The organism is Nocardia sp. NPDC003726 (assembly GCF_053586955.1).
Window position 1 is genome coordinate 227,909 of sequence record NZ_JBSFNF010000004.1, and the last position, 12,135, is coordinate 240,043.

General features: G+C 69.0%; 13 protein-coding genes. 6 read left to right on the forward strand and 7 right to left on the reverse strand.

Features of this window, described 5'->3' with window-relative positions; translation table 11 throughout:
- The first annotated feature begins 245 nt into the window (after nucleotides 1-245).
- From ACWDMM_RS07590 to ACWDMM_RS07600, 3 genes are all read left to right on the forward strand, one after another.
- Nucleotides 246-1,487 carry a TetR/AcrR family transcriptional regulator gene (locus ACWDMM_RS07590; RefSeq protein ID WP_195078296.1) on the forward strand — a complete coding sequence of 414 codons (1,242 nt, stop codon included), beginning with the start codon at nucleotides 246-248 and terminating at the stop codon, nucleotides 1,485-1,487.
- 149 nt (nucleotides 1,488-1,636) lie between these two features.
- On the forward strand, nucleotides 1,637-2,881 hold the full coding sequence (locus ACWDMM_RS07595; protein ID WP_195078295.1) for a TetR/AcrR family transcriptional regulator: 1,245 nt from the start codon (nucleotides 1,637-1,639) through the stop codon (nucleotides 2,879-2,881).
- 480 nt (nucleotides 2,882-3,361) lie between these two features.
- Nucleotides 3,362-4,249, forward strand: a complete 888-nt coding sequence (locus ACWDMM_RS07600) for an aldo/keto reductase (RefSeq protein WP_449936556.1) — start codon at nucleotides 3,362-3,364, stop codon at nucleotides 4,247-4,249.
- Nucleotides 4,250-4,326: 77 nt separating this feature from the next.
- Here the strand turns inward: ACWDMM_RS07600 and ACWDMM_RS07605 are convergent, their stop codons facing one another.
- Together ACWDMM_RS07605 and ACWDMM_RS07610 are read right to left on the reverse strand one after the other, a co-directional pair.
- Nucleotides 4,327-5,163, reverse strand: coding sequence for an SDR family NAD(P)-dependent oxidoreductase (locus ACWDMM_RS07605; RefSeq protein WP_195078293.1), 837 nt, complete (start codon nucleotides 5,161-5,163; stop codon nucleotides 4,327-4,329).
- Nucleotides 5,164-5,349: 186 nt separating this feature from the next.
- The gene (locus tag ACWDMM_RS07610) at nucleotides 5,350-6,078 is read right to left on the reverse strand and encodes a DUF2306 domain-containing protein (protein ID WP_449936559.1); all 729 of its coding nucleotides are present in this window, start codon (nucleotides 6,076-6,078) and stop codon (nucleotides 5,350-5,352) included.
- 90 nt (nucleotides 6,079-6,168) lie between these two features.
- Between ACWDMM_RS07610 and ACWDMM_RS07615 the strand changes: the two genes are divergently transcribed.
- Nucleotides 6,169-6,894 carry a TetR/AcrR family transcriptional regulator gene (locus ACWDMM_RS07615; protein WP_357206506.1) on the forward strand — a complete coding sequence of 242 codons (726 nt, stop codon included), beginning with the start codon at nucleotides 6,169-6,171 and terminating at the stop codon, nucleotides 6,892-6,894.
- A 78-nt stretch (nucleotides 6,895-6,972) separates the two neighbouring features.
- Here the strand turns inward: ACWDMM_RS07615 and ACWDMM_RS07620 are convergent, their stop codons facing one another.
- Nucleotides 6,973-7,341 carry a hypothetical protein gene (locus tag ACWDMM_RS07620; RefSeq protein WP_195078290.1) on the reverse strand — a complete coding sequence of 123 codons (369 nt, stop codon included), beginning with the start codon at nucleotides 7,339-7,341 and terminating at the stop codon, nucleotides 6,973-6,975.
- A 228-nt stretch (nucleotides 7,342-7,569) separates the two neighbouring features.
- The gene (locus ACWDMM_RS07625; protein ID WP_449936564.1) at nucleotides 7,570-8,562 is read right to left on the reverse strand and encodes an SDR family oxidoreductase; all 993 of its coding nucleotides are present in this window, start codon (nucleotides 8,560-8,562) and stop codon (nucleotides 7,570-7,572) included.
- 154 nt (nucleotides 8,563-8,716) lie between these two features.
- Between ACWDMM_RS07625 and ACWDMM_RS07630 the strand changes: the two genes are divergently transcribed.
- Entirely contained in the window at nucleotides 8,717-9,562 is an 846-nt protein-coding gene (locus ACWDMM_RS07630; protein WP_449936566.1) for a helix-turn-helix transcriptional regulator, read from the forward strand.
- Between the two features lie 184 nt (nucleotides 9,563-9,746).
- Here the strand turns inward: ACWDMM_RS07630 and ACWDMM_RS07635 are convergent, their stop codons facing one another.
- Complete coding sequence (locus tag ACWDMM_RS07635) at nucleotides 9,747-10,013, reverse strand: hypothetical protein (RefSeq protein ID WP_323124139.1); 267 nt, start codon at nucleotides 10,011-10,013, stop codon at nucleotides 9,747-9,749.
- A 6-nt stretch (nucleotides 10,014-10,019) separates the two neighbouring features.
- The gene (locus ACWDMM_RS07640; protein WP_195078438.1) at nucleotides 10,020-10,208 is read right to left on the reverse strand and encodes a hypothetical protein; all 189 of its coding nucleotides are present in this window, start codon (nucleotides 10,206-10,208) and stop codon (nucleotides 10,020-10,022) included.
- Nucleotides 10,209-10,359: 151 nt separating this feature from the next.
- Between ACWDMM_RS07640 and ACWDMM_RS07645 the strand changes: the two genes are divergently transcribed.
- The gene (locus tag ACWDMM_RS07645; protein ID WP_195078287.1) at nucleotides 10,360-11,811 is read left to right on the forward strand and encodes a helix-turn-helix domain-containing protein; all 1,452 of its coding nucleotides are present in this window, start codon (nucleotides 10,360-10,362) and stop codon (nucleotides 11,809-11,811) included.
- Nucleotides 11,812-11,883: 72 nt separating this feature from the next.
- On the opposite strand, the gene ACWDMM_RS07650 is transcribed toward ACWDMM_RS07645, so the two are convergent.
- Entirely contained in the window at nucleotides 11,884-12,102 is a 219-nt protein-coding gene (locus ACWDMM_RS07650) for an MbtH family protein (RefSeq protein ID WP_195078286.1), read from the reverse strand.
- Nucleotides 12,103-12,135: the final 33 nt, after the last annotated feature.

Sequence of the window (12,135 nt, forward strand, 5' to 3'; positions counted from 1 at the left end):
ATCTATATTCGTGTAAGTTGGTCTCTGTTCGACAGACCGAACCACGGCACGGCGCGCACGGTGCCCCGCGCTTCGGCCGAGTCCGGTCGTCGACCTCCGGACGCGCCGGCGCGCGCATCCCGCCTTGTCGCGCGCCGGCGCACACCGGAGAACAGGTACAGCTCCCGGGGGCCGCTCATCCCCGGGAGCCGTATCCCGTGACACGGCGGGCCCGGCCATACGGCCAGGTCGTTACGATGTTCGTCATGAGTGTCGACAATCGCCGTACGGCGCGGAAGGCGAGCACCGGCGACTCGGCACCCCGCGAGATCCGGCGCAGGCCGAAGAACCGCCGTGCCCAGATCGCCGCGGCGTCGGCCGCCGCGTTCGGCGCGCTCGGCTACCACGGCGTGAGCATGGACGACATCGCCTCCGGGCTCGGCATCAGCTCGGCGGCGTTGTATCGCCACTATCCGAGCAAGTACGCGCTGTTCCGGGAGGAACTGCTGCGCGTCGGCCAGGCGATGACCGAATCGGTCGAGTTGCCCGAGGCGGCGGCCGAGTGGACTGCCGAGCAGCGGTTGCGGCACGTGCTCGACGCGCTCATCGCGGTCACCATCGACAACCGCCCCACCGTCACGCTGGTGCGCTGGGAGGTCAGGTACCTCGAGCCCGACGACCAGGTCACGCTCAACGAACAGCAGGCAACGGTGCTCGGCGCGCTGGGCGGCCAGCTGGCCGCGCTGCGCCCGGAACTCTCCGACGAAGACGTGCGCGTGCTGCGCGCCGCGCTGCTCAGCACGATCACCAGCATCGCCGACCACCATGCCGCCCTCCCGGCGAAAGCCCTTGCGCGCCTGCTGCATTCGGCATGCTGGGCGGTGGCGCACGCGAAGCTGCCCGCGACGGGCGCGGTGGAGCCGGTCGCGGTGGTGGAGATTCCGAATTCGTTCAAACACGAACTGCTGCTGCGCAAAGCGGTCGAGTTGTTCCACGAGCGCGGCTATCCCAACGTCAGCGTGGAGGACATCGCCACCGCCGCAGGGCTTTCGGCGGCCTCGGCGGTGTACCGGTTCTACCGGGGCAAGAGCGACATCCTGGCCGCCGCGTTCCGCCGTGCCGCCGAACGGGTGTCCGGCGCCGTCGGCCCGGCCGTGGCAGCCGCCACCGATTCCGAGGACGCGCTCACCGCGCTGATCACGCAATACGTCGCGGGGTCGTTCGCCGAGCGCGCTCTGACCTTCGTGTATTACACCGAATTCCAGCACGTGCCCGCCGAAGAACGCACGGTGCTGCGCAATATCCAGCGGCTCAGCGTCGAGGAGTGGGCCCGGTTGCTGCGCGAGGTGCGTCCGGAACTGGCTCCGGCGGAGGCGCGCATCCTCGTGCACGCGGCCTTCGCGGTGGTCGTCGACCTGGGCCGCGCGTTCGGCGACGAACCACTGGCCGCCCAGGACCGGGTGCGGCTGCTGATGCAGCTGGTGCTGTTCGGACGGCCCGCGCGATAGCGCTATAAGTTAGCCGATATTCACGTTCTTCTGGCCGCATAGTGCGACCTGGCAGGCTGATCACAGGATTTTTGTGATCTACCATTCATTTCTTCTCGGCACAGGGTAGCGTTGGCGTACCGAACGCTGTGGTGGGCTACCATCGCGGCATGGGTGCCCAGGATCGCCACGCGGCGGACAAGGCGGCCGACGGGACACCGGCACGGGTGATCCGGCGCCGACCACGCGACCGCCGAGCCCAGATCGCGGCGGCGTCGGCCGAGGCGTTCGGGGCTCTGGGCTACCACGGCGTCAGCATGGACGACATCGCCTCGCGGCTCGACATCAGCTCCGCGGCGCTGTACCGCCACTATCCGAGCAAATACGCGCTGTTCCGCGAGGAAGTGCTCCGGTTGGGCACGGTCAGCGCGGAAGCGGTCCGGCTGCCCGATGCCACCGAGCTGCCCGCCGAGCAACGCCTTGCGCGGGTGCTCGACGCCCTGATCGAGGCCGCGATCGCCAACCGGCGCAGCGCCGCACTGCTGCGCTGGCAGCGGCGCTACCTGGAGGAACAGGACGCGGCGACGCTGGCCGATCAGCTCGCGGGCGTGAACGCGACGCTCACCTCCCTGCTCGCCGAGACCAGGCCCGCGCTGTCCAAGGCCGACCGCGCCGTGCTCGCCGCGGCGGAGCTGAGCGTGCTCAGCAGCATCGGCGATCACCACGTGTCGATCCCGGTACGGACACTCACCACACGACTGACCGCGGCCTGCCAGGCGCTTGCCGCGTGCGAGCTGCCGCCGCCCGGCAGCGCCGAAGCCGAGCGCTTCACCGCGACCGAGATCCCGCTGACCTTCAAACACGAGCTGCTGCTGATGCGCGCGGTCGAACTGTTCCACCAGCGCGGGTACCCGAACGTCAGCGTGGAGGACATCGCCACCGCAGCCGGACTGCCCGCCTCCTCGGCGGTGTACCGGTTCTACCGGGGCAAGGGCGACATCCTCACGGCGGCGTTCCGCCGCGCGGCGGAACGGGTGTCGGCCGCCATCGGCCCTGCCGTCTCCGCGGCCGAGACGCCCGAACAAGCGCTCGACACGCTGATCGAGTTGTATGTGGCGGGCTCGTTCGCCGAGCGCGAGCTCACCTTCGTCTACTACGCCGAGATCAGCAACGTGCCGCCGGATGAGCGCACCGTCCTGCGCAATATCCAGCGCCTCAACGTGGAGGAATGGGCCAAACTACTGGCCGATGTGCGGCCCGAGCTGTCCGCCGCCGAGGCGCGGCTACTGGTCCACGCCGCCTTCGCCCTGGTAGTCGACCTGGGCGAACGCTTCGGCTCCACCGACCCGGCCTGCTCCCCCCGGCGCGTCATCCGCCTGATGCAAGTGATCCTCTTCGGCCGCCCAGCGCACTAGCGCGACGCTCCACGGCGACGTCCACCGATCCACGGACGGAGGCGGTGACGCACCGGCTGAGCCCATCACAGCGCGTCCACCGCGAGTGGCACATGGATGCGGCGAATCGCGAGTGCGGCCCGCGACGGTGTGTCACTCCACCGACGTCGACCAGCCCGGCGCACGGGAGGCCGGACGTACCCGCCGGGAGGCGGTCCGGGTGGGGTCGCGGCGTTCAGGTGCCGGTCGCTCGGGGTGCTCGGTCATCGCGTCCGAAGTACGGTGGGACTCGTGCCGGCTACTTGGGCGTTGCCGGTAGGCCGGACTTCGGGCGCAGGCCCTCGGCCGGCTCGAGGATGCGGGCGGTTTACGCCGCCGGCGAACAGCGCGGCGGGAATCGAGCCGCCGACAGCGCTGTTGGGGCAGGAAGAGCGCGCGGCCCGACCGGCGCGGCGTTCGTAGAGCATCGATGTAGTTTTCCGACTTCGGAAGGACGAATCCATGAGCACAGATCTCGACGCGCAACCCGCCGCGGCCTCCGGAACCTTCGCCATCGGCGGCGATCTACCGGTGCATCGGCTGGGGTACGGCGCGATGCAGCTGACCGGCCCCGGCGTATGGGGTGATCCCAAGGACCCCGACGAGGCGGTGCGGGTGCTGCGCCGCGCGGTGGAACTCGGCGTGAATTTCATCGATACCGCCGACTCCTACGGCCCGTTCGTCAGCGAGAAACTGATCCGCAAGGCCCTGCACCCGTATCCGGAGGGCCTGGTGATCGCCACCAAGGCCGGTCTCACCCGGCAGGGTCCCAACGAGTGGCGTCCGGTCGCGCGACCCGAATACCTGCGTCAGCAAGCCGAACTCAGCCTGCGCCATCTCCGCGTCGACCGGATCGACCTCTACCAGCTGCACCGCATCGACCCGCAGGTGCCGCTGGCCGATCAGCTCGGTGAACTCGTGGCGCTCCAGCAGGAGGGCAAGATCCGGCACATCGGCCTCTCCCAGGTGACCGTCGAACAGCTGCGGCAGGCGCGCGAACTCGCCACCATCGTCTCGGTGCAGAACCTGTACAACCTCGCCAACCGCGCCGACGAGGATGTGCTGAACTACGCCGAGCGGGAGAACATCGGCTTCATCCCGTGGTTCCCCATCGCCACGGGCGAACTCGCCGCCCCAGGCGGTCCGCTGGCGGCCATCTCCGCCGGGCACGGCGCGACCCCCGCCCAGCTCGCCCTGGCCTGGCTGCTACGCCGCTCCCCCGTCGTGCTGCCGATCCCGGGCACCTCCAGCGTCGCGCACGTCGAAGAGAACATCGCCGCCGCGCGAATCGAATTGACCGACAAGGAATTCGAGGCGCTGTCGGCCGCCACCGGGTCGGCCGGGAAATAGTCGGCACGGCCGTCGGAGGGGCACCCGCTGTGTGCGGGCGCCTCCGAACGCGACCACTTGGTGGTTCGCGTGTGGTTTCAGGAATCGAAGCCGGTGTTCAACCCGAGCTCGGCGGTCGCATCCAGCTCGGCGGCGACTCGAGCCAGCTTGCCCCGGATGCCTTGGACGGCATCCGGGCCAAGTGCCAGGCGCAGCGGTGCGCCGGGCCGGCCGACGGTGGCCAAGACCGCGGCGGCGGCTTTGTCGGGGTCGCCTTCCTGCTGCTGATCGGACTCGGGCAACCCGTCGCGGACCACGCCGGCGGTGGCGGCGTAGTCGGGGATCGCGGCGCTGACGGCCAGCGCGGCGGGTTTGGCGAAACCGGTGCGGAACGCGCCGGGCTCGACGATGAGCACCTGAATGCCCAGCGGCTCGACCTCCTGGGCAAGGGCTTCGCTGGCCAGTTCCAGCGCGCCCTTGGCGGCGCTGTAGATGCCGACGCCCGCGAAGGACATGAACCCGCCCATGCTCGTCACCTGCACGATCGCGCCCGATCGGCGTTCCCGCATCTGGGGCAGCACCAAGCGGGTCAGTCGCAGCGGGGCGTGGAACATGACATCCATGGCGGCGCGCTCATCGGCCTCATCGGTTTCCTCGATCGCGCCGACGACGCCGTAACCGGCGTTGTTGACCAGCACGTCCACGCGCCCGGCCTCCTTCACCGCGCGCTCGGCGGCCGCCGGATCCCGCACGTCCAGCGGCACGACCCGCACCCGGTCCGGCTGTGCGGCAGCGAGCTCGGCCATCGTCTCGGGTCGGCGCACAGCCGCGACCACCTCGTCGCCGGCCGCGAGCACGGCGCGGGTGAACGCCGCACCGAAGCCGCTGTTGGCACCGGTGATCAACCAGCGCCGCACCGTGTTCTCCGTAGTCATGATGCTCCTTCTCACTTTGCCGCCCGTTGAGCGCGGTCGATTCAAAATATCGATGCCGCCGCCGGATTCGGTCGGCGGACTACAGCCGCACGCCGCGTTCTCCCTGAAACGCCTGCGGCCAGAGCTTCGCCGGATTCACAGCCGGCCTTTGTGTGTGGCGAGAGGCGGCCCGAGAACCGCACAGGATCAGGCGGCCGGATCGAGGCGGCGCCGCCTCATCGGGGAAACCGTCGCGGGGCCGGGTCGCCGGTCCAGCCACCATTGCGCGATCAGCAGCGACAAGGTCCAGCCCAGCCAGGTGCCGATGCCGGCGATGGTCTGGATGAGCAGCGTCTCGTCCCCATGGAAGGTGGTGTCCAGCAGCGGGTTCAGCATCAGGAACAAGATCGCCCCCAGCACGCGGTTGAGCATGATCGACAGAGTCAGCGCGAAACTGCGGATCATCCACCGCCGGTGGTCGCCGAACCGGCGCTCACGGGCCGCCCGCAGACCGGCGAGCGTCGTGACCAGCCACAGCAGCGACAGCATCACATTGCTCACCCGAGCGACCGGACCGAACGGGCTGGTCGCGCCGATCACCAACCCGGCGAGCCCGGCCGGAAGCACGCCCGCGAGAACATAGGCGCGGCCGAGGATCCGATGCAGCCGCGGATGCCGCGCGCGAAACCACGGCCAGACCTGGAAGCCGCAGCTCAGAATGGCCGCCGACGCACAGATCACGTGCACCACCAGCAGGGGATAGTGCAGGGCGAGACCCGGGTCGGGCACTCGCGACAGGGAACGATCGAAAGTCAGGTAGGGCGGAAGGGAGAACGCGACGAAAGCGAACACCAGTACCAGCAGCGGCCCCGTCCACGGGCGTCGCCACCAGGACGTGGGGGCGGGACGAGGCGATTGCCGGGTCGGAACACTCATGAGGGACCATCCGGGAGTAACCGAGAAGCATGACTGCGTATAAGATACGCAGATGCGTATGCCATACGCAATGCCCATGAGGAGTGACTTGTGAGCGATGAGCTACCCGCGGTCGCGCGGTTGTTGTGGTCGGGACAGCGGGGATCCGGGCGCGGGCCGCGCCCCGCGCTGACGCTCGACGGCATCGTCGCCGAAGCGATCGCGCTGGCCGACGCGGACGGCATCGGAGCACTGTCGATGCAGCGGGTCGCCAAGCAACTCGGTGCCGCGACCATGTCGCTCTACCGGCACGTGCCCAGCAAAGACGACCTGATCTCGCTCATGCTCGACGCGGCGATGGCAACGCCCCCGGAGCTGCCGTCCGGTGACTGGCGGCGGGCGATCGAACAATGGACCCGCGCGATGCGGCAGCTGTATCTGCGCCACCCCTGGGTGCTTGCCGTCGGCACGGGCAACCGCTACCTGGGACCGAACGAAGCCTTGTGGGGGGAAGTCGCCACGCGCGCATTGCTCGACGGAGGCCTGCCGCCGAGTCTGGTGACCGAGACCTTGCTGTCGATGAGCGCGTTCACCGCGGGAGTGACCCGCCTCGAGATCGACCCGACCAAGGGGCGTGGCGCTCCCGGCCACGCGGGGCCGGTCCTGGATCCGGCGGTGATGACCGAGTTCGGTGGCGCCGAACGCTTTCCGGCCCTCATCGCCGTCGCCGCCGAGGGCGCACCGGAGCGGGAAGGTGCGCACGCCGCTGCGGCAGCGGTATTCGAGTTCGGGCTGACCGCCCTCATCGATGGCGTCGCCAACCGCATGCGCGGATGATGCTCGGCGCCGAGCGATGGCGGCATGTCACGCCCGCGCGGCGATGCGCACGTCATCGCTCCCGCCAGGGGCACGCACTCAGCGACCGCCGATGAAAAACCGTGCGGGAACGAACAGTTCGTGTCCGGATTCGAAGCGGACGGAAACCCCGTCGGCCCGCCATTGCGCCTCCAGTATCACTAGATCCGGCGTGCCCGTGATTCGTACTTCGACCGCATGCCCGTAGCTCATATCCGGTTGCCGGCTCACCCATACCTCGTCGGGAGACCGCCGCCGTAGCAGCGCGCTTTCGCGACGGACCACGCCGACGTGATATGTGGCCCCGTCGTATTCGACGGTCTCCGGCTGGGTATGGACCTTACGTACCTCGGTATGACCGAAGGTGGTATCCACGAAGACCGCCCCGAGCAGGACCAGAACGACGATCCCCCCGAGCAGCCATCGCACCGTACGTGACTGTGGCACAGGACCAACCTTAGGCCCGCGGCCGGTGGTTGAGGGTTCTGGGACGAGGAACCCTCGAAGTCGCACCGTCTCCCCGATTCGGAACGCCCGAGGCGGCGCCCGGCGCTCCGGATACGTGGTCGCCCAGTGCGGACAGTGCCGATTCCGGCAGCGAAATGTGCAACGCGATCAATATCGACGCTGGACGATCCACAGCAAGAAGCAGCGCGATCACCGCGGACCGCGAGGACCTATCGATGCCGAACTGGGCCTGGCGGACTCGATGGCCGGAAAGCGAATGTGGGTGAGGCGCTCGGAGACCCGCCAGATGCGCTCGGCGTCGTCCTCGCTGCGAAGGCGGGAGTAGACGGCCTGCTCGGCGGGCGGGCCGGACAGGTGCCCGAGACCGCTCGGACCGTACATGCGGCCGCCGCGCGCTTCGGGTGCGGTGGCGGCCAGCAGGGCAGGTAGCAGCGCGGTCTCGACCGTCCCGAAAACGATGCCGCGGCGAGAGAGAGCACGGATGGCACGCACGGCGGCGGTGTCATGCGCCCGGCCGACCTCGGGGCGCGCGGCCAGGAGGCTGGTGGGAGCCACACCGGGATGGGCGAGGTTGCTGGTGATCTCCCAGCCTCCGGCCGCACTGCGCCGATCCAGTTCGAGCCCGAACAAGCCGAACGCGATTTTGGACTGACTGTAGGCGCGGCGGCCGTGGTAGGACCGTTCCCAGTTCAGATCGTCCCAGTTGATGGCGTTCTCGTTCGCGGCGATACTGATCTGCGAGGTCACGCGCGCCCGTCCCGCGCGCAGCAGGGGCAGTAGGTGGGCGACGAGAGGGAAATGCCCGAGGTGGTTGCTGCCGAATTGCAGCTCGAAGCCGTCGGTGGTGGTCTTCCGGTCCGGTGGAGTCATCACGCCCGCGTTGTTCACCAGGATGTGGATCGGTCGGCCCTCCTCGCGCAGCGTGGTTCCCAGCGCGGCGACCGAGTCCAACGACGACAGGTCGAGGTCCCGCAGGGACACCACGGCTTCCGGGTGCCGCTGCCTGATCTTCGCGATCGCCGCCTCGCCCTTGCGAGAGTTGCGGACGGGCATGACGACCTCGGCACCGGCGGCGGCGAGGCGAGCCGCCAGGCCCAGGCCGACCCCGTCGCTGGCTCCGGTGACGACGGCGAGCTTCCCGGACAGGTCGGGAACGGTGACGTCCGGTCGGGTGCGTGCCATGTGCTGCTCCTGGTTCCCTGGAAAGTGGATGTGCTCTCAGGCTGCGGCCGATCAACCGGGATATCCACGGCCTCTCGATCCCAGGCTCGCTCAGGCAGCCATCCGGCAACGAAGGCAGACTGAACAGCAGCGGACCGAAAGGGAGGAAGCAGCCGTGATCGATCGAGCGGGGCTCGCCGAGTTCCTGCGCCGCCGGCGGGAGTCACTGCAACCCGAAGACGTCGGTCTCCCCCGCGGGCGACGGCGCAGGACCGCCGGTCTGCGGCGGGAGGAAGTCGCCACGCTCTGCCACATCTCCACCGACTACTACAGCCGGCTCGAGCGGGAACGCGGACCGCACCCGTCCGAGCAGATGATCGCCTCGATCGCGCAGGGTCTGCATCTGTCCCTGGAAGAACGCGATCACCTGTTCCGCCTCGCCGGGCACAATCCGCCCGCGAGAGGTGCGACCAGCGAACACATCAGTCCCGGACTGCTGCGCATCTTCGACCGGCTCGGCGACACCCCCGCCGAGATCGTCACCGAACTCGGCGAGACACTCCGGCAGACCCCGCTCGGCGTCGCGCTCACCGGCGACACCACCCGATACACCGGTCCGTCCCGCAGCATCGGCTACCGGTGGTTCACCGACCCGGCCACCCGGGCGATGTACCACCCGGACGACCACGCGCTGCACTCCCGCGTCTTCGCCGCCGGACTACGCAAGATGGTCACGCTCCGCGGACCGGGCTCACGGGCCGCTCACCTCATGGACCTGCTGCTCGACCGCAGCGAGGAATTCCGCGCCATCTGGAACGAGCACGAAATCGGCGTCCACTACAACGGCGTCAAACGCTACACACACCCCGAGGTCGGCTCCTTGGAGCTGACCTGCCAGACACTGGTCGACCCGGAGCAGTCGCATCTGCTGCTCGTCTACACCGCCGCCCCCGGCAGTGAGAGCTACGAGAAACTGAGGCTTCTCTCCGTCATCGGCCCTCGGACCCCTTCCGGTGCGTGACCCGGCGGCGGGCACGCGGCGACTCGCATCGGCGGGCTCCGGGGCGTCCTCGTAGCCCCGCGGTACGGGGATACGAGGACGCCGGCGCTGCCGGGGCTCCCTCGCCGTAGTCCCGGGCAGCGGTGAATCTCGTTGGCGGGCGGATCACGCCGGACGGCAACGAGTTCGGCACGCCGACGCTCGGTCAGCGCGAGTATCCGTCGGCCCGGTTGTCCGGGACGACGCGGCCGGAGGCGACCAGGGCGCGGAAGGCCGCTCGCTTGCGCGGGCAGACGTCGGCGCGGCACGGCCGGTGGCCCTGCATCACCCGGTGCGCCTGTTCGACGGTGAACGGCTCATCGGGCGGCCGGTGCGCGTCCTCGGCGCCGCCGCGCGGCAGGCAGGAGCCGACGCCGAGGATCGCGGCCACCAGCAAGGTGCACGCGCCGAGCATGCTCAGCAGCGGATTCACGACCGCTCACTGGCCCGCGGCCTGCCGGGAACAGAATGCCGACGCGGATAGGTACTGCCTGCACTGCGCGCCGTGCCCGGCGTGGACAGCACACAGGAAACGCGCGCGGTCATAGGTCAGGCCGAGCGGCTCCTGCGTGCAGTCGCGGCTCTGGATCAACCACAGCTCTCGGACATCCGAGTGCAACACGTCCATCGTCAACCTCCATCAGCGCAGTGCACCCGGCATCGAGAAGGCGCCGCCGGAGCCGCGCTCGACACGGATGGATCGGGCCGTGTCGGGACCGTGCGCCGGGCTCCGGGCAACGGGCGCCCTCGACAGGGTTTGGGCGGACCCCCGATGCCGGGTGCGATTCAACAGTGCGCGTTGCGATTCGGTAGATAACAGACCCGAATGCGGTAATTGCGAGTACTTTCCGTTTGTAGCGGCCTGGAGCGAGGAAGAGAGACCTATGGTGGAGGTCGACTGGACGGGCGAAGCTGTACATGCGCTTCGCACGGCGATGAAGCGAAGCCGTTACGAATTCGCGCGTCTGGTGGGCGTCACACCGCGCACCGTGGTCCTGTGGGAGAACGGCCGAACAACCCGGATGCACGCCGCTAGCCAGCGTCTCCTGGACAGGGTCCTGTCGGGCGTCGATTCCGTCGTCGCCGAACGATTCGAACGCGCGATCACCACGCGCCAGGAGACGGCCCCCGACTACGAAAGCGCCGATTCGGCGCCCGAAAGGCACACCAAGCTCGGTAGGGAAATCGGGCTCGACAAGGAAGTCGAGGAAGACGACGTGAGAAGGCGAGAACTGCTGGCCTGCATCGGCGCGGGCCTGGCAGGCCAGGCGGCGGACCTGGTGGCGAGTGAACCCGAACGGATGCTGGCAACCCTCGACGCGGGGTCCATCAGCGAACGGCGGCTGGCGTTCCTGGAGCAGTCGGCCGAGGTCCTGGGCACGCGGGTGGTGCAGGTCCCGCCGCACGAGCTGTTGCAGACGGGGCTGGAGCAATTCCGTTTGGTGCGTGGCTGTCTCGGCGAACGGCAGCCGACCCATCATCAGGTCCGGTTGGTGCGCACGGCGGGGCGGCTGGCGAACGTGGTCGGCGAGATCCTGTTCAACGAGGGGCACTTCGGTCAGGCCCGCATGTGGTACGCCACCGCCATCCACGCCGCGCAGGACATCGGCGACCGCTATTCGGAGGACATCGCCCTGGCCGGGCTCGCGTATTTGCCGACGTATAGCGATAAACCGAAGGAAGTTTTGCAGTTACTCGACGGGCGCTTGCAAGAAAATCCGTCCTACGGCCCGGCCGCCGCGTGGTTGTGGGGAATGGCGGCGCGTGCGCACGCCAGTCTCGGCCACGCCGATGAATTCGCACGGTGTATAACCCGATCGGCATCGGCGTTGGAAGACGTCGGCACAGAAGACCTTTCGGTCGGTATCTTCTCTTTCCGCCCGGAGAAACTCGCTTTTTATCAGGCGATCGGATATTCCCGCCTCGGCCGCGCCGAGGAGACCGCCGTGGCGGCCGCGCGCGCGATGGCGCTGTACGACCCGTCGGAGACCATGGAACCGGCCTTGGTGCGCTTCGAGCACGCCACGGCGCTGCTGGCCTCGGGCGAAGTCGAGGAGGCGTGCGCGGTGGCGACCGGCGCCATCACCAACGCGCACACCTACGTCGGGCTCACGGTCACCAAGCGCGCCAAACAGTTCGACTCGGCGCTCGGCGGCCTGCGCACCAAAGCCGTCGCGGAATGGCGGCAGCACGCGCACGCGGTGATCGACGCGGCGCACGTCGAGGTCTGAGCCGGCGGACGAGGCGGGGCGCACCGGTCGGCAGGGGGGATGTGGACCGGCGCGCCCCGCGCATTCAGGTGGTCACTTCCCCTCGGTGGACATGGCCTCGATGAGCGACTTGGGACGCATGTCCACCCAGTGCGTCTCGACGTACTCCAGGCAGGCCTTGCGGTTGGCGGCGCCGTAGGCGATGGACCAGCCGCCGGGGACGGCGGCGAAGACCGGCCAGAGCGAGTGTTCGCCCTCCTGGTTGATCAGGACGTAGAACTTGGCGTTGTCGTCGTCGAACGGGTTGGTCATTTCGGATTTCCTTCCTGAGTCGGTTCGTGGGGG

What these genes read in the sequence shown, in the direction of transcription:
- ACWDMM_RS07605 (WP_195078293.1), bottom strand. Translation starts at nt 5,163, where the DNA reads ATGACTACGGAGAACACGGTGCGGCGCTGGTTGATCACCGGTGCCAAC.
- ACWDMM_RS07590 (WP_195078296.1), top strand. Translation starts at nt 246, where the DNA reads ATGAGTGTCGACAATCGCCGTACGGCGCGGAAGGCGAGCACCGGCGAC.
- ACWDMM_RS07610 (WP_449936559.1), bottom strand. Translation starts at nt 6,078, where the DNA reads ATGAGTGTTCCGACCCGGCAATCGCCTCGTCCCGCCCCCACGTCCTGG.
- ACWDMM_RS07650 (WP_195078286.1), bottom strand. Translation starts at nt 12,102, where the DNA reads ATGACCAACCCGTTCGACGACGACAACGCCAAGTTCTACGTCCTGATC.
- ACWDMM_RS07625 (WP_449936564.1), bottom strand. Translation starts at nt 8,562, where the DNA reads ATGGCACGCACCCGACCGGACGTCACCGTTCCCGACCTGTCCGGGAAG.
- ACWDMM_RS07640 (WP_195078438.1), bottom strand. Translation starts at nt 10,208, where the DNA reads ATGGACGTGTTGCACTCGGATGTCCGAGAGCTGTGGTTGATCCAGAGC.
- ACWDMM_RS07600 (WP_449936556.1), top strand. Translation starts at nt 3,362, where the DNA reads ATGAGCACAGATCTCGACGCGCAACCCGCCGCGGCCTCCGGAACCTTC.
- ACWDMM_RS07595 (WP_195078295.1), top strand. Translation starts at nt 1,637, where the DNA reads ATGGGTGCCCAGGATCGCCACGCGGCGGACAAGGCGGCCGACGGGACA.